20 protein-coding genes are annotated in these 20,432 nt (G+C 35.1%); 3 read left to right on the top strand and 17 right to left on the bottom strand.

The features are described 5' to 3' along the window. Window positions 1–332 precede the first annotated feature (332 nt). Complete coding sequence (locus NST14_RS06930; protein ID WP_000747582.1) at window positions 333–1,160, top strand: CAP domain-containing protein; 828 nt, start codon at window positions 333–335, stop codon at window positions 1,158–1,160. Window positions 1,161–1,200: 40 nt separating this feature from the next. Here NST14_RS06930 and NST14_RS06925 read toward each other — a convergent pair whose 3' ends face one another. The 11 genes from NST14_RS06925 to inhA1 form a co-directional block, all read right to left on the bottom strand. After that, a complete protein-coding gene (locus NST14_RS06925) occupies window positions 1,201–1,806 on the bottom strand; it encodes a DUF1648 domain-containing protein (RefSeq protein ID WP_000598992.1) in 606 nt (201 codons plus the stop codon). Between the two features lie 91 nt (window positions 1,807–1,897). Then, entirely contained in the window at window positions 1,898–2,821 is a 924-nt protein-coding gene (locus tag NST14_RS06920; RefSeq protein WP_000448363.1) for an RluA family pseudouridine synthase, read from the bottom strand. 98 nt (window positions 2,822–2,919) lie between these two features. Next, a complete protein-coding gene (locus tag NST14_RS06915; protein WP_000490297.1) occupies window positions 2,920–3,336 on the bottom strand; it encodes a hypothetical protein in 417 nt (138 codons plus the stop codon). Window positions 3,337–3,437: 101 nt separating this feature from the next. Then, complete coding sequence (locus NST14_RS06910) at window positions 3,438–5,630, bottom strand: MMPL family transporter (RefSeq protein ID WP_229142925.1); 2,193 nt, start codon at window positions 5,628–5,630, stop codon at window positions 3,438–3,440. A gap of 110 nt (window positions 5,631–5,740) precedes the next feature. Beyond that, window positions 5,741–6,358, bottom strand: a complete 618-nt coding sequence (locus NST14_RS06905; protein WP_074543518.1) for a phosphatase PAP2 family protein — start codon at window positions 6,356–6,358, stop codon at window positions 5,741–5,743. 86 nt (window positions 6,359–6,444) lie between these two features. Further along, a complete protein-coding gene (potD, locus tag NST14_RS06900) occupies window positions 6,445–7,494 on the bottom strand; it encodes a spermidine/putrescine ABC transporter substrate-binding protein PotD (RefSeq protein ID WP_000772498.1) in 1,050 nt (349 codons plus the stop codon). Between the two features lie 39 nt (window positions 7,495–7,533). Further along, window positions 7,534–8,334, bottom strand: coding sequence for a spermidine/putrescine ABC transporter permease PotC (potC, locus tag NST14_RS06895; RefSeq protein ID WP_000714204.1), 801 nt, complete (start codon window positions 8,332–8,334; stop codon window positions 7,534–7,536). Between the two features lie 6 nt (window positions 8,335–8,340). Further along, on the bottom strand, window positions 8,341–9,189 hold the full coding sequence (potB, locus tag NST14_RS06890) for a spermidine/putrescine ABC transporter permease PotB (RefSeq protein ID WP_000715494.1): 849 nt from the start codon (window positions 9,187–9,189) through the stop codon (window positions 8,341–8,343). Then, window positions 9,186–10,169, bottom strand: coding sequence for a spermidine/putrescine ABC transporter ATP-binding protein PotA (potA, locus tag NST14_RS06885; protein WP_000720320.1), 984 nt, complete (start codon window positions 10,167–10,169; stop codon window positions 9,186–9,188). Before potA ends, potB begins: the two co-directional genes overlap by 4 nt. A gap of 238 nt (window positions 10,170–10,407) precedes the next feature. Beyond that, a complete protein-coding gene (locus NST14_RS06880; RefSeq protein ID WP_229142924.1) occupies window positions 10,408–11,775 on the bottom strand; it encodes an aldehyde dehydrogenase in 1,368 nt (455 codons plus the stop codon). A gap of 171 nt (window positions 11,776–11,946) precedes the next feature. Next, window positions 11,947–14,337: a M6 family metalloprotease immune inhibitor InhA1 gene (inhA1, locus tag NST14_RS06875; protein WP_001035919.1), complete on the bottom strand. Its 2,391-nt coding sequence runs from the start codon at window positions 14,335–14,337 to the stop codon at window positions 11,947–11,949. Between the two features lie 341 nt (window positions 14,338–14,678). Between inhA1 and NST14_RS06870 the strand changes: the two genes are divergently transcribed. Both NST14_RS06870 and NST14_RS06865 read left to right on the top strand, forming a co-directional pair. Beyond that, window positions 14,679–14,813: an anti-repressor SinI family protein gene (locus tag NST14_RS06870; protein WP_000276217.1), complete on the top strand. Its 135-nt coding sequence runs from the start codon at window positions 14,679–14,681 to the stop codon at window positions 14,811–14,813. Between the two features lie 79 nt (window positions 14,814–14,892). Further along, window positions 14,893–15,216, top strand: coding sequence for a helix-turn-helix domain-containing protein (locus NST14_RS06865; protein ID WP_000578880.1), 324 nt, complete (start codon window positions 14,893–14,895; stop codon window positions 15,214–15,216). Between the two features lie 75 nt (window positions 15,217–15,291). On the opposite strand, the gene calY is transcribed toward NST14_RS06865, so the two are convergent. The 6 genes from calY to NST14_RS06835 form a co-directional block, all read right to left on the bottom strand. Then, a complete protein-coding gene (calY, locus tag NST14_RS06860; RefSeq protein ID WP_000053740.1) occupies window positions 15,292–15,885 on the bottom strand; it encodes a biofilm matrix protein CalY in 594 nt (197 codons plus the stop codon). Window positions 15,886–16,308: 423 nt separating this feature from the next. Next, window positions 16,309–17,115, bottom strand: a complete 807-nt coding sequence (locus NST14_RS06855; protein ID WP_000917715.1) for a DUF4047 domain-containing protein — start codon at window positions 17,113–17,115, stop codon at window positions 16,309–16,311. A gap of 160 nt (window positions 17,116–17,275) precedes the next feature. Further along, entirely contained in the window at window positions 17,276–17,863 is a 588-nt protein-coding gene (locus tag NST14_RS06850; RefSeq protein ID WP_000172834.1) for a CalY family protein, read from the bottom strand. A 62-nt stretch (window positions 17,864–17,925) separates the two neighbouring features. Beyond that, entirely contained in the window at window positions 17,926–18,495 is a 570-nt protein-coding gene (gene sipW / locus NST14_RS06845; RefSeq protein WP_000767809.1) for a signal peptidase I SipW, read from the bottom strand. A 185-nt stretch (window positions 18,496–18,680) separates the two neighbouring features. After that, complete coding sequence (locus tag NST14_RS06840; RefSeq protein WP_000247652.1) at window positions 18,681–19,967, bottom strand: D-alanyl-D-alanine carboxypeptidase family protein; 1,287 nt, start codon at window positions 19,965–19,967, stop codon at window positions 18,681–18,683. A 155-nt stretch (window positions 19,968–20,122) separates the two neighbouring features. Further along, a complete protein-coding gene (locus tag NST14_RS06835) occupies window positions 20,123–20,350 on the bottom strand; it encodes a hypothetical protein (RefSeq protein WP_000251858.1) in 228 nt (75 codons plus the stop codon). Window positions 20,351–20,432: the final 82 nt, after the last annotated feature.

Below are 20,432 nucleotides of genomic sequence, written 5' to 3'. Positions count from 1 at the left end.
GTTTTGTAAAAATCAATCCAGTATATTCCTCAAAAAAACGCTCAAACCATTGATACAATAGGATTCTTCATTTTCAATATAGGTACATTTATCCAAAAAACGCGTCTTATAACCAAGTATAAAAATGCTGAAAATTCCTTTTATACTCTATGTTTCTCTTATTTTTCCCCTTTTCCCCTCTTAGGATAAATTAGGTAAATTTTAAGTCTATGAATTTTTTTCCATCTTTTTTCTCACAAAATCTATGCTACGATGAATTTGTCAGTCAGACAGGCTGTCAAAAACAAATCGTGTGAAAACAAATTAAAACTTTATATAGGGGGACACACATCATGAAAAAGCGTGTTTTATTATCTGTAGCTGCTGCAACAGCTCTTACTTTAGGAGTATCTTCTCTAGATGCACAAGCTGCAACAGTACAACCATCTAACATAAAGGTTCAAAATATTCAGCATTCAAAAGTGATGATGAAGCAAATGAGCCAACAAGAATTACAAGCATTCTTACAATCTATGGGCGTTGAGTCATTAGCACAATGGCAACAAGGAAACTTCCAACCAAATTGCATTATTCCTGGTCAACAACCTACTGAAAATGTTGTAACTGAGCAACCGACAGCTAAGCCAGAAACTCAAAAGCCTGCTGAGCAAAAACCTGCCGAGCAAAAGCCTGCTGAAGAAGTTCAAAAACCAGAAGCTCAAAAGCCTGCTGAAAACAATAATACGCAAAAACCGGCTGAACAAAAACCAGCTGAGCAAAAGCCTGCTGAAGAAGCAAAATCTTTAAGCGAGTTCGAACAACGTGTTGTTGAATTAACAAACGCTGAGCGTGCAAAACAAGGTTTACCAGCTTTAAAAATCGACACTGAATTAAGCAAAGTAGCACGCATTAAATCTGAAGATATGCAAAAAAATAACTACTTTGATCATAACAGCCCTACATACGGGTCTCCGTTTGACATGATGAAGAAATTTGGTATTTCTTATACATCTGCAGGTGAAAACATCGCCCAAGGCCAACGTACACCTGAAGAAGTAGTACAAGCTTGGATGAACAGTGCTGGACACCGTGCAAACATCTTAAATAATGGATTCACTCACATCGGTGTTGGCTATGTAGAAAGCGGCAACTACTGGACACAACAATTTATTACGAAGTAAATAGATTAAAAGAGTCTTCTCATAATGAGAAGACTCTTTTTTACGTTTCATAACTTTCTATTATGTATGAGTATAAAGCGTAGAACATAAACAAAATAGAACCACCACTTATTACGCTAAGTAACACATAAAATCCCCATTTCAAGTTCAAAAACAATGAAAACAATATACTACATGCCATCACTTGAAAAATCCGTCTACTCACTAAACGGATCTTTTTTAATTTGATTGGGTCTTTTTCCGTACTCTGAACTTTTTTAAACGCCTTACTAAGCATAAAAAGAAACATACTAATCCCTATTGTTAGTCCTGTTTGAAAGGATATCATGCTTCCAAAATTAATAAAGAGAATGAGCATATGGATAAACAACATAAATAAAGTAATCGTCTTTAGAAATCCACTTATAATGACATGCTCGTCTTCATTAAACTTATATATATTATGTGAAATAATATACATCAATCCATGTAAGAAAATAATAAGACAAGGAATAAGTGCTATAACAACTTGTTTACTCATAAACTCGTTTGGCCGACCATTTACATCCCAATGTACCGCCAAATGCTCTTGTAAATATGGATAGAGACATAGAGTAACTAAAAGACAAGCGAAAAATATTCCTAGTATATATTTATATTTGATCAAGTGATTCTCACCCCTCTTTTCTCTTAACGGCTTCGCTTCTTTTAGAGAAATTCCTGCAAAAATCTACTTTTCTCAACTTTAAACTTACACTTTACGCATTTACTCTTTGAAATTCTTTCATTGTGTCATTTAATTTTGTAGGAAATGGTACATCCACTTCAATCTCTTCTTTCGTAATTGGATGTAAAAAGTTTATCTTCATCGCATGTAACGCTTGCCTAGACATATATTTCGTTCCTCCACCATATAAAACATCCCCAACTAACGGATTACCATTATAGCTCATATGAACACGAATTTGATGGGTTCTACCAGTTTCTAATTGTAACGTTACAAGCGTAACATTTTGTTTTCTAAAATACTTCTCTACTTTATAATAGGTAATTGCTTGATCTCCCTTTGGAGAAACACGTCGTCTCGTCGCATGATGGCGATCTCTTCCGATAGCCGCGTCAATCGTTCCTTGCTTTTTTTTCACTTTGCCTTCTACAAGAGCTGCATATGTTCTTTTAATTTTTCGTTCCATTAATAAACGATCCATAATTGCACCAGCAATTCTATGTTTGGCAAACACGACACCACCTGTCGTATCTTTATCTAACCGATGAATATGACGAACCTTCGTCTCTAAACCTTGCATTTGAAAATGAAAGGCAACAAGATTTGCAAGTGTTCCCATCCCGCCTTTTTCAGAAGGATGCGTATCCATCTTCTCAGGCTTATTTACAATGAGTACATGATCGTCTTCATATACTACATGTAATTCACCATATTCAGGCTCTACATCGTATTCTTCCTCCATAAACATATGAACTTGCAACTTATCGCCTTCTTTTAAAAGCTCATTCCATCTTCTTTGTTCTCCATTAACGGTAACACCTTTTTCCATACGAAGCTGATGTAACAACTTTTTCGGTATTTCCCATTCTATTTTTAATAACGACTCAATGCTTATACCATTCCATTTCGCTGGCACAGTCATTTCGCACCATTCGCCCTTCTTCTTCGTTTCCATACTGTATCACCTTATTTCTATTGATTCTCTCATTGTAACGGAAAATACAATTTGATGCACCGTCAAAAATAGAGGACAGTCTTATAATAGACTGCCCCTCATGCTCTACGCCTTCTCATTTCCTGCAACACTTCTTCCGCTTTTTGTTCATATGATAAATCTTTAAAGAAATCCGCCAACCTCTTATAATCGTTATACGTATCTAATAAGTCATCCATCTTTTCTACTTTCATCACTTGTTGTTTTTGCTTCATTTTTACCGGATAACGATAGCCCGATACTTCTTGTATTTTGTAATACTCATCCTCTACTTGAATGACCTTTACAAGTTCCTCTTCTTCCGCATCCATCGTATACCCATCAAAATCTCTAAGCAATTCATAAATAATATGAGTCCATTCATCTTTTGGATAAAATCCTTTTTCTAACCGATAACCGACAATGCGATACATATGCCCATCGTTTTCTGCAAACTGTACTGTATCATTTAGCTTAAATTTAAAATAACGAAACATTGCCTTCACCTACTTATATGTAATGTTCTTATCACATACTATTTGCAAAATGTAGGTCTTGCTATTCATAAAAAAATACTCATCTATAAGATGAGTATTTTTTACGATGATTTTTCTTTTTTCTTTCGAAATGGTAACCACCAGTTCCAGTCTCCAAACAATTTCATTAAACTTGGTACGAGCATAAGACGAATAATTGTTGCATCAAGAAATATCGCTAATGCAACGCCAAGCCCCATTTGTCGTACTGGTAAAATATCAGTAAAAGCAAACGCACCAGTTACAACAATCATAATTAATGCAGCTGATGTAATAATTCTACTTGTTGAAACAAGTCCTTCTAACGTCGCCTGATCGTTATCCCCTGTTTCTTCATACAGTTCATGAATACGCGAAATAAGAAAGACTTCATAATCCATGCTAAGCCCAAAGACGAGGCCGAAAATGAAGATTGGTAAAACAAATAGAACTGGACTTGCTTCTAAACCAAAATGACCACCTTCGAATAACCAAACAACAATTCCAATTGTTGCGCTTAAACTAAGTATATTCATAATAATCGCCTTAATTGGAATGAGTATAGATCGAAATGCAAATAATAATATAACAAAAGTCGATCCAAATATAACAGACATACCAATTGCAACTTTATCTTTAATTTCATCTTCTAACTCTTGTTGGAACGTCGTCATTCCGCCTAGATAATATGTAACGTTCGTTTCTTTATAATTTTGTTTAAAATCACGCACCCACTGTTTCGCAATTTCTGTACGTGGTTTTGTATGTAAAAAGACTTCGATTGTTGTCTTATTTCCTTTCGTATACGATTCAAATACCGGAGCTATTTTAGCAGCTTCTGGCGACTGTAACATCCCCGCAACTTGCTCTGATTTCATTCCATTTAAACTGTCGTATAAACTTCTTACTTCATATACTTTCTTATCATCTTTTAACTTTTGAACGACTTCTTCTACCTTTTGTAAACTTTCTTTTTCTTTCATATCTTTTTTCGTCTCTACCACTAACGTAACATCAGCATGTGTTTTTGCAGTTTTATTAAATGCCTCTTCGTACTTCTCATATGCAATTCTTGTATCACTTTGTTTAGGTAAAGCTTCTACGTCAGGGAACTGTAAATTAGCTGTACGTAATGGTAATAAACAAATTACAATAAATGTTGTAACAACAATAATCATCGCAATTGGATGTTTCATTACAAATTGTGCAAATGTACGCCATGCCTTTGCCGGCGTATGTGCTACTTGATTCTTTTTTAATATTCGTTTACCAATTAATGATAATAACGCTGGAAGAAGTGTGAGCGAGAATACAATACTCATAATCACAACAATCATTCCACTAATTGCGACAGACTGAATATAATCGATTTTAAAGAAAAACAAACCGGATAGGCCAACGAATACACATAATCCTGAAAATATGATTGCCCGCCCTGCTGTCTGATATGTAATTGCTATTGCTTCTTTTACCGTTCGCTTTGCAACTTCCTCTCGAAAACGATTTACAAATAATAGCGCAAAATCAATAGATAGCGCAAGTCCGATCATCGGTGCAACATTTAGCACAAAGATAGATAGTTCCTTATCACTACCTATAAAATATAATATGCCCATCGTACTAATAACACTAAGTGCCCCATTTACAATTGGTAAAATAGATGCCAAAAGGCTACCGAATGAAAATAGTAATACGAGAAATGCAATTGGTAACCCAATCATCTCTGCCACTTTTAAATCATTTTGCGTTCTTTCATTAATCTCTTTATTAATTTTCGGAAACCCTGTAGGTGTTACTTTTAATGCTGTATTACTTTCCTTTTCAATTTTATCAGCAAATTGTAATGTCTTTTCCATTCGTTCTTTATTTGTTTTCCCGGAAAATAAAATTGTCGCATAGCCGATATCATCTTGTAACATTTCTTTATTTTGCACTGGATGATGGAAAGATTCATATGTCTCTTTCTCTTGAACATTCTTTACAATTTCCTCTAACTGCTTTTTAAATTCCTCATGTGAAACACCTTTATTTTTTTCAAAAACGAGTAGGAGCGTATCTTGAGACCTCTTAAAATCTTTATCTAAAATTTCTTTCGTTTTTTGATAGTCTCCTTCTGTTTGGAAACCGTCACCACCTAATACTCCCGGTAGCTTTGGAGCGAAAATACCGAGCGCTATCGCAACCAATAGTAATGCTACTATTACTGTATAACGGAACTGATACAAAAAAGCTCCTAATTTTCCCCACTTATCTAATTTATGTACATTTGTTTTCACACATTTTCACCTACTTTACATCATTCAATTGTTACTTATAATGTATCACATCTTCATGCAAACAAAAAACGTCTGGAAACACTATAATGATAGTTTTTCCAGACGTTTTTTTATCTCTCTTTATTAAGTCCCAATCTCTCGGTAAGTAAACGATGGCAATAAATCGCCATAATTAACAAAATACCACCTACACAATAACCTGCTAAAATATCAGTTGGATAATGTACATTTAAAATAACTCTACTTAATCCAATCGATACGATTACTATTCCCATGAAAAGCGTTATCACATATTTTCCGGTCACACTCTTCAAATTTGCTGCAATAATATAAGCAAGAAACCCGAATGTCATAATAGATAACATTGCATGCCCACTAGGAAAACTATATCCAAGCGCATCAAATGCTTCATTTAACGACGGACGATCTCTTTTCATAATTTCTTTTATCCCTTTATTCACAAGATGTGTTGTTAAAATGCCCATTGGATATACAATCATCGCAGCATAATAACGTTTTCTCCAAAAAACAAGTAAACTTATAATAAGCACAGTTACAATTCCAATGGCAGAACCTAATTTTGTATAGTGTGAGAAAAATGTAAGCGAACTTTCTGTTTGTAACCCTTTTACTACCCCTCGGACATATGTATCCATCACTGTAACGCCGCCAGCATGTACTCGCCAAGCAACAATGCCAAATACAGCAAATAATAAACCGATACACATTACCTCATATTGATGCAACTTCTTCAAACGATTTCCTCCTACTATGAAAAAATGCGATTTCTACTGTAGAAACCGCATTTTCTTACTTATTTACCTTTTGTTTTTAACTCTGTCCAGTAACGGTCGTAGTCTTTTAGCTTATCGTCTACATCAACAAGCCATTCTGTACGATCTAATTCTTCTTTCGTTAAGAAGATCATGTGGTTATCACGATATTCTTTACTATGAAGAGGGTGAGCTTTTTCATTTGGATTACTGTATCCAATTGACTCGTAGTTTTTCACACTTACTTTTTCATCTAATAAGTAGTTCATAAACTTCTCTGCAAGCTCTTTGTTTTTTGCACCTTTTGGAATTGCTAACGTATCAGCCCAAATTGTGCCGCCTTCTTTTGGTACAACGTACTCTACATCTTTATTATCTTTTGCGATAAATGCTGCATCCCCAGACCAAACTGTTCCGATCCAAGCATCTTCTGTAATGAATTTTTGTTTAATATTATCTGTATCAAATGCTAATAAGTTTGGAAGTAGCTTCTGTAAATCAGTTGCTGCTGTCTTTAACTGTGCATCGTCTTTCGTGCTGTTTGAGAATCCATGCTTCTTAAGACCCATTCCTAACACTTCACGAGAATCATTTAATAAAGTTACATGCCCTTTATATTTCTCATTCCATAAGTCAGCCCAGCTTGTAGGTGCTTCCTTCACATACTTTTTATTGTATGCAATACCTGTTACGCCCCAAGTATATACTAAAGAATATTTATTCTCTGGATCAAACGCAGGTGTTTTGAAATTAGAAACCATGTTTTCGATATTTGGGATATTCTTTTTATCTAACGGCGCTAATAAATCCATTTTCGCCATCGTTTTAACCATATAATCCGACGGCTGAATTAAATCATACTTCGCGCCACCTGCTTGTAATTTCGCAAGCATTTCTTCATTACTTGCATACTTATCATAGTTAATTTTCACGTTATATTTCTTTTCAAAATCTCTTAGCACTTGCTCATCAAAATTGTCAGCCCAGCTATAAATGTTTAACTCTTCTTTTTTTTCACCACAACCAGCAAGTACACCAGCAACAAGGCTAAAGCTAATTGCTGCGCCGGCTAATCTTTTCATTAATTTCATCGGTTTTATTACCTCCTCGTACTTTCTATATCGTTCGTATTATAAAGGAAGGTGTCCTCCAGAGTTTTCTTCACCATCTGCACCTTTGTTACGGAAGATTTCAGATAGAACCATTAATCCTACGATAGCCACAATTAAAATTGTAGAAAGTGCATTAATTTCTGGTGATACTCCGCGCTTAACCATACTGTAAATGTATAATGGCAATGTTGTTGATCCTGGTCCTGATACGAAAAAACTAATTACAAAATCATCAATTGATAATGTGAATGTTAATAATGCAGCCGAAATAACTCCAGGTGCAATCGCTGGGAACGTTACAAAACGAAACGTTTGCCACGGCGTTGCTCCTAAATCATTCGCAGCCTCTTCTAAATCACGTCCCATACCAGAAAGACGTGCTGCTAAAATAACGACAACAAATGAAATACTAAATGTAATGTGTGCAATAATAATTGTTGTTTTACCAAGTTCCATACCTAATTGACTAAATAAAATAAGTAAAGATAATCCCATTAAAATATCAGGAATTAAAATTGGTAAATACACAAGACCATTAATAGCACCTTCATAACGATATTTATAACGATGTAATGCAATTGCGAAAATCACACCAAGAACAGTCGTTACAATCGTCGTTACGACCGCAATCGTCATACTATTTACAAACGCATCAATAACATCTTGTTTTTGAAATAAATCTGTATACCAATGGAATGTGAATCCTTCCCATTCCGCATTAATGCGAGAATCATTGAAGGAATACACCATTAAAACCATCATTGGAAAATACAAGAACAATAAAATTAACCAAGAATAAGAAACTAAAAACTTCTTCATCTTTGCCTATTCCCCTCCGTTCCCATCATATTTATATACTTTCGTTGCACGATAATATAAGTAAATTAACAGAACAGAGAATAGAACAACAATCATAGATAACGCAGATCCAAACGGCCAATCACGCGCTCCTAAGAATTGATTTTGAATTACGTTTCCGATTAATGCTACTTTCGATCCACCCATAACGTCTGATACAACAAACATTCCGATAGAAGAAACAAACACTAAAATAGAACCGGTAGCAATCCCTGACATCGTCATTGGTACTGTAACATTCCAAAATGCTTTTACTGGTGTTGCTCCTAAATCATAAGCTGCTTCTAGCTTACGCTTATCAAGCTGCTCAATCGCTGCATACACTGGTAAAATCATAAATGGTAATAAAGAATATACCATCCCAAGTATTACAGAAGGTGTATTATATAATAAATTTAAAGGCTCACTAATAATACCTAGCTTCAATAGCAATGTGTTTACAAGACCTTGTGAACGTAAAATAACAATCCATGCGTAAGAACGAACAAGGAAGTTAATCCAAAACGGGATCGTTGCCAATAATAAAAGAATGGAACGATATTTACGATCAACAATTGTAATTGTATATGCAAATGGATAACCGATCAGTAAACATATTACTGTCGTGATAACCGCAATTTTCACTGTTTCCCATAACGTCCCCATATATAATGGGTCAAATACACGTGCTATGTTCTCTAATGTAAATTGCATTTCCACTGTCCCATATGCTCCGCGCTGCATGAAGGCAAATGCCAATACAAACAGAAGGGGAATTAGGAAGAATATTAACAGCCACGCGACTGTAGGTAGTGCGAGTAATTTCCCTTTTTTCAATTTAAGGTCACCTCGTCCTCTTGCTCCCAGCCTACGTATACATTATCTCCAATGCTCCACTGCGCTGCTTCTTCAGCAGTTTGATATGCCATTAGTAATTCTGATGTTTTCTCATCACGTACATAAAGCTTTTCCATATTTCCAACAAACTCAATGTCTTCAATATGTCCAAGGTGGTATTCTTTTAAAATCTGCTCTTCAACCGAACGCACTTTTACATTTTCAGGGCGAATTGCTACATAGCCTTCCCCGTTTTTCACAATATTATTTTCACCGATAAATGTCGCAACGAACAACGTTTTCGGCTTATTATAAATTTCTTTCGGCGTTCCAATTTGTTCAATATGGCCTTTATTCATAACAACGATACGATCACTCATGCTCATCGCTTCTTCTTGGTCGTGCGTTACGTATATGAACGTAATTCCTAAATTACGTTGTAAGTTTTTCAATTCACGTTGCAAGTCTTTTCTTAACTTAAAGTCTAATGCTCCAAGTGGCTCGTCTAGTAATAATACACGCGGGTTATTTACAATCGCTCTCGCAATTGCTACACGCTGCTGCTGTCCACCAGAAAGCTTTGCAGGTTTACGATTACGGAACTCAAGTAACTGCGTTAAACGCATTGCCTCTTCAGCACGCTCTTTTTGCTCTGCTGCCGGTACTTTCTGCATTTTCATACCGAAACAAATATTTTTCTCCACATTCATATGTGGGAATAACGCATAGTGTTGAAACACTAAGTTCATATGACGCTTATATGGTGGCAAATCGTTAATCTTTTCATCATCTAACAAAAGATTCCCTTTAGTTGGTGTTTCAAACCCTGCGATCATACGAAGTAACGTCGTTTTCCCGCAACCACTCGGCCCTAAAATCGTTAAAAATTCCCCTTCTTTAATATCTAAAGAAAGCGGTGGGATAATCACTTGATTTCCAAAATGTTTTTCTACTGCTTCAACTTTAATAATCTTTTTCATTTTCCCGTCCTATCTACCTCAAATTTAAATTTTTATATTCATGAATACATATTTATGTTCTATAGACTATTTTTTGTTTCGATCCAAACAAAAATGGTTATTTAGCAAGCGTTCACTTCTATTCTTTATGTAGTATGTTTGATTCATTTTCGCATGATACATAATGTCGAACAGAAAAACCCCTTCCATTGCGAAGGGGCTTTTATCATACGGCTACGCCTACTGATAAACACCATCATCATTTTAACAACTTTCGTATGAATTTTAAAGCACTTTTTGTAGAAGAGTAGCGAATTTTCATATCGAATGCCGTAGATTGGGCTAAAATGCTTTTATAATGTGAAAAAGTCCGAAAACTTTCTTCCCCATGATAACTCCCTAATCCACTACTTCCGACGCCACCAAAAGGTAAATATGGCGTTGCAAGATGATAGACGACATCATTAATACAGCCTCCGCCATATGAAATATTACTCGTCACTTTCTTTTGTACCTCTTTATCTTCAGAAAATACATATAACGCTAACGGCTTCGGATGTTGCTGGATTGTGCCAATTACATCTTCTATATTGTCATACTCTATGATTGGTAAAATCGGACCAAAAATTTCATCTTCCATAACGGAACTTTTCCATGTAACATTAGTTAACACTGTTGGTTCTATATGTAAAGTCTCTTTTTTATGGTTCCCGCCAATTACAGTTTTACCATCTTTCAAAAACGTACATAAACGTTCAAAATGACGCTCACTCACAATTCTTACATAATTATCATTGTGCAGTGGCTCTTCTCCATACTGCTCCTCAATTTCATGTCGCAACGCTTCAATTAACTGTTCTTTCACGGAAGCATGCACATACATATAATCAGGCGCTACACACGTTTGCCCTGCATTTAAAAACTTTCCCCACACAATCCTTCTTGCCGTTACATCTACTTTCGCATCTTTATGTACAATACATGGACTTTTCCCGCCAAGTTCTAACGTAAGCGGCGTCAACTGTTTTGCTGCTGCTTCCATGACAACTTTCCCAACGCCCACACTACCTGTGAAGAAAATATAATCAAATGGTTCTTTCAGCAAAGCTGTACTCTCTTCAACGCCGCCTTCTACTACCGCTACAAGCTCTTCTTGGAATAAATCCTCTAACATCCTTGTAATCACTTTGGAAACGTTTGGCGTTAACTCCGACGGTTTTAAAACGATTGTATTTCCAGCTGCTAGAGCTCCTACAAGCGGTGCAATTGCTAATTGAAACGGATAGTTCCACGGTGCAATAATAAGTGTCACACCGTACGGTTCAGGCACTACTTTCCCCTTTGCTCCAAAATGAGTGAGTGCTGTTCGAACACGCTTCGGTTTACTCCACGATGAAATATGCTTCAATTGAAAAGAGATTTCTTTTAATACATATCCCACTTCCGTTGTAAATGACTCATGAACTGACTTATTTAAATCTAATTTTAACGCCTGAAATATTTCTTCTTCAAAACGCTGAATGCCTTCATAAAGCTTCTTCAAATTATTCTTTCTCACTTCTACACTTCTCGTATGGCCATTATAAAAATATTCCTTTTGTTTATTTACAATAGAAGAAACACTCATTCATTCACCTTCTCCCACTATTTTTATCCAATTCTTTCATTATTTATATAGACTTCATATATAATAAATTTCTATTCGTAAAGTTACATTATATATAATTTCTTTTTGTATATAAAATTCATTGCTCACAAAAAAACTACCGAAAGAAAACCTCTCGGTAGTTTTACTGTATTAACGATATAAACGAACAGCACCTGCAGAATTATCATCAGCTTGTCCTACTACTTCAAACTTCAGGCCAAGATTCGGTAAAATACGTCCTGCATCTGGAATCTGTTGATTAATATACGTTTTTGAATCATCAAACTTCGGTACACCCGCTAAGCCATCATACGTAAATGTTCCACGCGTTGGAGATACAACTTTCCAAGCTGGTGTTTTGTCGAATGAGAACGCCGCATCAGCAATTTGGAATCGTGTACTACTCTTAACTGTCGGTTTACCATTTAAAGTTCCTACAATTGCTTCTGGATGAGAATCTACTACACCAAGGAAACCGTGTCCTGGATGTACGCCAACCCAGTTATCTGTGTAAGCTGAGTCCGCATACCATACAACCATACCAGTGTTAAATACTGGACCACGAGCAAATTTCAATGCGTTATCTGCACCAGCATAGTTTCTCCACTCTACATAATAGTTATGTTTTTTCTTCTCAGTTCCGTTAGATACAACAAAACCATCTAACTTTAATTGTGGTGTCCCTTCTGCATCATCAGAGAATACTACTTTACCATCTACTGTTAATGAAGCATTATCAAGAGCAAATCCATTTAATGCTAAACCACCATCAGTAATGTAATCAAATGTTAATTTTACTTTCTTACCTTTGAATTGGCTTAAATCATATGATTTGTCAATCCATTTTCCATTTGTCGAATCTGCATTTCCACTATTAGCTTTCTCACCAAGTCTTTCAATTAACGTTTGTTGACCATCTTCTGTTACAGCATGTACTTCAAGGAAGTCATACTCTGCTTCGATTTCATATAATGATTTGAAATCAAATTTTGCAGTAGTTGCATTCGTTAAATCGAACAGTGGTGTTTCCATCTTCGTATGAAGATCGTCACCTTTTGTGCTGTAGTAATACTGTTTTCCAAATGCAGGATCAATTGTTTTTACATCTTTATCAGGTAAGTTAACACGAATCATACCTGGGCGGTTAGATTTCGTAACACTTTGGTCTAAATATGTCGCTAAACCGATACCTTTATTTAATTTCTCGTAATCTACTTCTACGATATTTGCCCAGTTACCACCGATTGTTTTTTGGAAAAACTCTTTATTTTGCGGTGAGAAACTCGTTGGCGTTGTTCCTGCAATTTTACCAGCCCAGCTTCCGCCACTCATAACAGACCAAGCTTCAATTGGCTCACCTTGACCGCTATATTGTGTATCGTACTCATCCGGAAGGCCTAAATCATGACCATATTCATGTGCGAATACACCAACCGCTCCATCTTCTGGTTCAATTGTGTAGTCAAATGCTGCAATCTTTCCGCCCCAATATGGAACTTTTGCTTGCGTGCCTTCAATTGGGAATGGCTTTGGTCCAACAGTCCAGCGATGTGACCAGATTGCATCGTCACCTAATTTACCACCACCTGCTTCTTGTCCAACACCCGCATGAATAATCATTAAGTGATCGATTAAACCGTCCGGTTGATTTTGATTTCCATCACCATTTACATCGTATTGATCGAACTGGTCAAACTCTGATAAATCAATGCCGCTATCTACAGCTGCTTTTAATGCATCTTTTACTAAATCACGAGGTCCTTTTGGCCCTTTATTATCATGACCACCGCTCGCAGCATCTGCACCGTAATCAGCAGCTTTACCAGGAACTGTTAACCATTTTGTAACTGTTCCGTCTACTGTATAACTACCGCCAGATTGCTCTTCATAATATTGTTTAAACGTTTCGATTTTACTTCCGTCATCTAATGTGAATGGCTCATTACCGAATAACATTTTTTCATAATGTTCTTTGTTAAAGTCTTCCGAATACATATAACCAGGTTCTTTATCGATATTGTTATGTTTAAAGTCAGCGTACTCTACAAGTAAAACGAGTACTTTATCTTTACGAACATCACCGTTATACGCTTTTTGCTTTGCCGGAGATGTTGGTACTTTACCATTTAGACCACCTTTAACTGGTCCTGTCGCTGCTGGTGTGCCTGTTGCTGGTTTGTCTAACTTTTCTTTCGTATCTGCTTTTGCATCTTTCACTTTCTTTAAAAAGTCCGATGCTTCTTTCGTAAGTGGGTCCCCATTTGATACTTCTTTCCCAGGATTTTCACCCTTTTTGTTCTCTACGTATTTTTCGACAGCTTTCTTTGTTTCTGTCTCTGAAGCCTTCGAATCAATTACCCCACGTTTTTTTAGAGCATCTGCTAAACGTTCTTCCGGAATTAAATGATCATCAACTGGGCTCGTAGCTGTCTTATTAACAGGCGTTTCAGCATATGCAGACTGACCACCTGCTCCGAATGAAAGACCTAATACAGCTGTCAAAGCGATCGATGATAAAACTTTGAACGGTTTCTTGTTCATCCCTTATTTCCTCCCCTAATAAATAATATGTATTACAAATTGAATTTTATTAAAAATTCAATATTTTTTCAATATTTAGTCATATTATGTAATGTTTTTAATATATTTGTAAAAATTCCATAGTTAGCATACGAATATATCACAATTCAACAATGTTTTCTGAAAATATTGAAAATATTTGTCAGAAACTTTATAATCGCCATAGAGGGAATTTAATGGGGATTTTATCTTTGTTTTATCTACAAAATATTTGATAATTCACTACATAAATACAAAATCTGATTGTATTATCACGTATTCTGTAGCAGCAGTTATGACCGATAATTAGGGAGGAATTACATTTGTACAAAGATAAGACTGACGCATTGGATCAAGAATGGATTGATTTAATACTTGAAGCTCTAGACGCTGGTATCGCTCTGCAAGATATCGAACATTTTTTCCAACGTATGAAACCATCAAGCCAGGCTCAATAGGTTTGTTCTTTTTAGCGAAGTTTATGTTATAATAATGACATCATAAGACGACGACATATTGATAGAAAGGTGCGCAAATATGATTGGAGAACGTATAAAACGCCTGCGTTTACAAAAAGGTATTTCATTAACTGAACTTGCCGAAAAAGCTGGTGTTGCTAAATCTTACATTAGTTCTATAGAACGAAATTTACAAAAAAACCCTTCCATTCAGTTTCTTGAAAAAATTGCAGCAGTTCTACAAATTCCAGTTGATACTCTACTTCATGATGAAACAACAAAGGAAAATCACTTAGACTCCGAATGGACACAACTCGTTAAAGATGCAATGAACTCCGGCGTCTCCAAAGAACAGTTTCGTGAATTTCTTGAATTTACAAAATGGAAGCAAGATCAAAAATAATAAATAGAAAGAAGTGCTTACAATCGGCACTTCTTTTTTCTTTATAAAAAAAAGCGGGGGATACCCGCTTTTTTATTATTTTTCTTCTCCAGCTTCTTGGTTAGCATTGAACGTCCATTCTAAATTCAATGAATCACCTTGGAAGATATTTTGGTCTTTTCCATCATCTACAAATTCAAATTGTACCCATAAATAATCCTCTGTACCAGCTTCTAATCCACCCTTTTCTCCCCACTCAGGAGCAAAAATGTCTTTAGCTAAAAGATCTGGATCAGTTTTTTGTAAGTCTGCTAAAGTTGTTTCATATACAGGCTCACTTTGTTTATCCCAGTTCCAAAGGAATTTCACTTTAACGTGCTTACCAAAGTCTTCACCAGCATTATCGCCCTTTGCATCTTTCACAGTATACTTTGTCGCTAGTTTAACGTCTTTAATTGTTAATGAACCGCTATTCTTTAATAAGAACTCTTTCTTAACAGAATCCCCTGGTTTTAAATCTTTAATATCTACAAGCGTTGTAGGGTCTAATGTAAGATCTAACGTCCCAGCCGCAAATGTATTATTCGATACTTCTTTATCGCTAAAGTATGCGAATGTTCCTCCACCAATTAAAGATAACCCCAATGCTGCTGATGCAACTCCCATACCTAATTTCTTTTTCAGACTCACAATCAATTCCCCCTAGCTGTTTTTTTATATTTTTATTGCTATCTCTTATTTAAAATAAGAGATGTAACTAAAACTATATTAGCATTAGCTAATATTTGTTCTTTTTTAAAAACCTTATGTTCATTATAACGAACAAACCTATATAAATACAACAAATATTTATTAATATTTTCAGTTATTTTTATTTCTCAATATTATTCTGAAATTTCCAAAAAATATCGAGAAATAAAAAATGCGAATTAATATTTAAACTAATTATTCTCCTTCACTATCATACTGTCAACTAGTTTTCTCCTATCTTCTAGATTTTTACATGTATCGTTAAAATAAAGAGGATACAGCCGAATAGGTGAGTCGCAATGCTCTCTCACCTATTCGGCTGTATAACCGCTATTCGCTCTATATGTTGCTGTATTTTACTTGCTATTCTTGTTTCTTACTCTCTTCTTGATTTTTTGCTTCCTCTTGTTTCTTCTTCTCTTCTAGCTTTTTCGCTTCCTCTTGTTTCTTCTCTTCTAGTTTTTTTGCTTCTTCTTGTTTCTTCTCTTCTAGTTTTTTTGCTTCTTCTTGTTTCTTCTCTTCTAGTTTTTTCGCTTCCTCTTGTTTTTTCTCTTCTAGTTTTTTTGCTTCTTCTTGTTTCTTCTCTTCTAGTTCTTTTTGCTTCTCAGCCTCACTCACTTGTTTTGCTGTTTCATCTACTAGTAACTTCTCAAAATCTTGAATTTGTTTATCAATCACTTGTAAATTAACTTCTTTATCAATATACTCACAGTTTTCTTTTACTATATGGAAGCCAGCATTCACATACGAGAATACTTGCTTATTCGATTCAGTTGTATTTCCTTTTAACTCTTCTTGTACTTGATTATAAGGTTCTTCTATTGATTTATATACTTTTTGTAACGATTCTCTCTCAGTAGCTATCTTCTCACGCCCTTGCTTCCATATAACAAGCGCCTGTTCTAATTCCTGAGTGGATCTAACATTTAATTTTGATTTCATCCCTTCGTACTCATGCAAAATAACTTCCTTATGCTGCTTAGCTTGTTCTATTAATTGATCAACTGTTTTTGGAAAAATACTTGCTGTAGAAATAGTAGCCGCTACTTTCGTTTCATGAACGAAAGCTGCTTCTGTATAAGTCATCATTTGAGAGCCTAAATAAAAAGTAATAGAACACAAACATGGCAATATAAGCATCTTTTTGAATTTACGCGGTTGCTTCAGCATTTTAATCTCTCCTATCGAACAACTTGTTCTTTATCAAGAACTATATCTTTATTATAATAAAGTGAATTACAAAATGATATAAAAATTATGTTTCTTTTTATATTTCACTTTTAGCAAAAAAGAGACTATCATTTTTGATAGTCTCTTTTTCTTGTCCTTATTATTTTCCTTCAGCTTCACCTTGTTGTGCATCAAACGTCCAAGTTAATTGTAGCTTATCCCCCTGGAATTCATTTTGATCTTTTTTATTATCAACGAACTCAAATTTCACTTTGAATTTATCAGACTTACCTGCAGAAATACCTTTTTCATCCCAGAACCAAGCAGCTAAATCGTTATTTACCGCAGTAAGTGTGTCACCCTTCAATTTATCTAGCGTTGTTTCCTTTACGATTGTTTCATGCTTGTCTACATTTTTTAAGAATGTTACTTTAATATGTTTACCAAAATCATCTTTATTATCTTTCTTCACATCTTCTACATTGTAATCTGTTTTTAGTAGTACTTTTTTAATATCTAATGTCCCTTTATTTTCTAATTTGAATTCTTTTTCGACTGTATCACCAGGCTTTAAATTCGATACATTAACAACTGTTGATGGATTTAATGCTAAATCAAGCGTACCAGCCGCAAATGTATTGTTTGACACTTCTTTATCACTGAAAAACGCAAACGTTCCTCCGCCAACTAACGCTGCTCCTAATACTGCTGATGCGATACCCATTCCTAATTTTTTCTTTAAAGTCATGTCCATATCCCCTTGATTTATATATTTGTCAACTTCCTAAACGGAAAGTATAACCAAATGAACTAGACAGATTGTTCTACTTTTTTCTCTTTCTTTTCTCCGTCTATGCTACGAATAGCACCAAAAATAGTAATAGCGGAATATCCTAATAAAAAGACTCCTGGAATAATAAGAAGTAAAGCAGCTCCCGCTTTTGAATTTGCATAATTTAATGCATACCCTGCATAAGGAACTGTAATATCCGCGTATTTTCCAATGACATTCTCCGCAAGTACTGGTTCTAAATCAGCGCCGTTGTTGTTATCCCCTTTTGTTTCATACATTACTTTTCCATTTATATCTTTCACACCGATAATACGGTGAGTGATAATTTTTTCATCTTTCTCTTTAAAGGTAATAACATCACCTTTTTGATATTTAGAACCATCTTTCGTCGGCTCTATCGCAATGATTGATCCTGTTAAAAATGTTGGCTCCATCGATCCTGAAAGAACACTCTTAAATTGATATCCCATTACCGTTGGATCACCACCACTCGCTTTTGAAGAAATAACTACAAAAGCTAAGCAAACCATCAACGCAAATAAAACAAATGAGATAACGTTGCTAATCACCTTCCAAATTAATTTCATCGTTTCTCTTCCTCTCCGTTGTTTTATATTATTTGAAGTATGCAATATTCATTTTTGTTCTTTAACAAGAACACAACTAAATAATATAACGAACAAACTAAAAATGCAATAAGAAGATTTACAATTATTAGTTATTTTAAAAATAAAAAAGGCAGTTCATGCTGAACTGCCTTTTAATTAGTAATTTATTTTTCTTCTGATTTCATTCCTGTTGTATTTCGGCGTAGCACTACAAATAAAATAGCTCCAAATAGTACAGCAGCTCCTATCCCAATGCTTATTATTTTCACATTTGATTCTTTTACTTCAGGCGTAGCCGTATCTTTTTTAGGCATCGCAAAAGTAACATCTTCTTTTGAAAGAACATTTACCGTCGCAATTGTTTGATTATTTTTCGTAATATCAACTGCCCCAACTACCTCACCGCGATGGATTCCTTTATGATACAAAGAATCTTTATCTAATGTAGCCGCCCGGAACGTCGTCTTCACATTTTTCCCTTCATCTTTCTTAAGCATTAGTTCTGCACTTTTTTCAAGCTCACTATCAATATCTTTATTTAAATACGTTGTCTTTTGATGCCAACTATGTTTATCCAGTACAGTTTGCTTCACAAATTGACCGAAAGAATAGTCCGCCATCTGCTTTAAATCTTCATAAATTTCAGGTCTTTGAGAAGCCATTACTACATTTATAATACGATTTCCATCCTTCTCATTTAATAAAACGAGTGTATTGCGCGCTTCATTTGTAAAACCTGTCTTACCACCAATACTATATGGATTTTCAAAATAAGTAGATTTATTAAAAATAGACACCGTCTGCCTAGATGTCGTAACTGTCGTTCTTTTCGTATTCATCGCTTGTAAAATTTCAGGATACTTTTGCACACCTCTCGTAATCATAGCCATATCATATGGCGTAGTATAATGATTCGGATCATGCAATCCGTTTGGTGTTACAAAATGACTGTCGGTAGCGCCTAATTGCTTCGCTCTCTCATTCATCATATTAGCGAAATTCTCAACACTTCCGCCAATACGCTCCGCAATCGCATACGACACATCATTTGCACTCAGCACCATTAAAATCATAAGTGCAGTATTTCTATTAATCGTCTCACCAGGTTGAAACTCAATTTGATAATTACTCTTCTCTTGATCTAATGCTAATTGTGAAAATGTAAATTGATCCTCTGGCTTCGTATGTTCCATAAGTAAAATCGCCGTTAACACTTTCGTCATACTAGCCGGAAATGCACGGTGATGTGCGTTTTTATCATACAAAATATCTCCGGTTTTCGCATCAATTGTAGTTGCAAACTGACTAAAAACATTTGGTCCTTCCTTAGGTGGTGGCGCCACTTGTTCTGGATTCACTCCAATATTCGTCTCAGCACGTAACGTCATAGGTGTCAAAAAAAATAAACAAATAACGGTAACAAAAGCCAAAATTTTCTTTAAATTTACCATATGACTCTCCCTTTTCACTATACTCTCACAGTTTAAAAATTGAATCTACCAATCTATATGTAATTTGTATTAAATTGGAAGAATATTCACTGTTTTTTACTATATCATACTTTTACGATGAAGAACATAAATATACAATAAAAAATAAGAAAGAATTATTCTTTCTTATCCTTCTCATCAATCAATGAATCTATTAAATTTTGACTAGCTTCCTCAGGTGTAATCTCATCGGTCATCCCCATAAACGACCAACCTTTAGAATCGACCCACTCAACAAACTCTTGCAAAAACTCATCATGTGTAACATCCACATCAAGAATTGAGCCATTAATTGAAATCGTTCTATTTTTAGATACGCGCATCTTGAACGTTTTCCTTACCATTACGATAATTCTCCCTTTACTTTTGAATATTTATAAAATAATCTTGTATCTCTGTTATACATGATTTTAAGTAAATTGTAAA

Origin of the sequence: Bacillus sp. FSL W8-0519 (genome assembly GCF_038005585.1) — a bacterium.
Lineage (GTDB): Bacteria > Bacillota > Bacilli > Bacillales > Bacillaceae_G > Bacillus_A > Bacillus_A paranthracis.
The sequence above is the reverse complement of the archived record's forward strand: the minus strand, read 5'-3'. Positions and strand labels throughout refer to the sequence as shown.

Excerpts from the sequence above, each read along its gene's own strand:
- NST14_RS06930 (WP_000747582.1), top strand. The coding sequence starts at position 333 with ATGAAAAAGCGTGTTTTATTATCTGTAGCTGCTGCAACAGCTCTTACT.
- NST14_RS06920 (WP_000448363.1), bottom strand. The coding sequence starts at position 2,821 with ATGGAAACGAAGAAGAAGGGCGAATGGTGCGAAATGACTGTGCCAGCG.
- NST14_RS06915 (WP_000490297.1), bottom strand. The coding sequence starts at position 3,336 with ATGTTTCGTTATTTTAAATTTAAGCTAAATGATACAGTACAGTTTGCA.
- NST14_RS06905 (WP_074543518.1), bottom strand. The coding sequence starts at position 6,358 with ATGTGTATCGGTTTATTATTTGCTGTATTTGGCATTGTTGCTTGGCGA.
- potD (WP_000772498.1), bottom strand. The coding sequence starts at position 7,494 with ATGAAATTAATGAAAAGATTAGCCGGCGCAGCAATTAGCTTTAGCCTT.
- potC (WP_000714204.1), bottom strand. The coding sequence starts at position 8,334 with ATGAAGAAGTTTTTAGTTTCTTATTCTTGGTTAATTTTATTGTTCTTG.
- potA (WP_000720320.1), bottom strand. The coding sequence starts at position 10,169 with ATGAAAAAGATTATTAAAGTTGAAGCAGTAGAAAAACATTTTGGAAAT.
- NST14_RS06880 (WP_229142924.1), bottom strand. The coding sequence starts at position 11,775 with ATGAGTGTTTCTTCTATTGTAAATAAACAAAAGGAATATTTTTATAAT.
- inhA1 (WP_001035919.1), bottom strand. The coding sequence starts at position 14,337 with ATGAACAAGAAACCGTTCAAAGTTTTATCATCGATCGCTTTGACAGCT.
- NST14_RS06865 (WP_000578880.1), top strand. The coding sequence starts at position 14,893 with ATGATTGGAGAACGTATAAAACGCCTGCGTTTACAAAAAGGTATTTCA.
- NST14_RS06855 (WP_000917715.1), bottom strand. The coding sequence starts at position 17,115 with ATGCTGAAGCAACCGCGTAAATTCAAAAAGATGCTTATATTGCCATGT.
- NST14_RS06850 (WP_000172834.1), bottom strand. The coding sequence starts at position 17,863 with ATGACTTTAAAGAAAAAATTAGGAATGGGTATCGCATCAGCAGTATTA.
- sipW (WP_000767809.1), bottom strand. The coding sequence starts at position 18,495 with ATGAAATTAATTTGGAAGGTGATTAGCAACGTTATCTCATTTGTTTTA.
- NST14_RS06840 (WP_000247652.1), bottom strand. The coding sequence starts at position 19,967 with ATGGTAAATTTAAAGAAAATTTTGGCTTTTGTTACCGTTATTTGTTTA.
- NST14_RS06835 (WP_000251858.1), bottom strand. The coding sequence starts at position 20,350 with ATGGTAAGGAAAACGTTCAAGATGCGCGTATCTAAAAATAGAACGATT.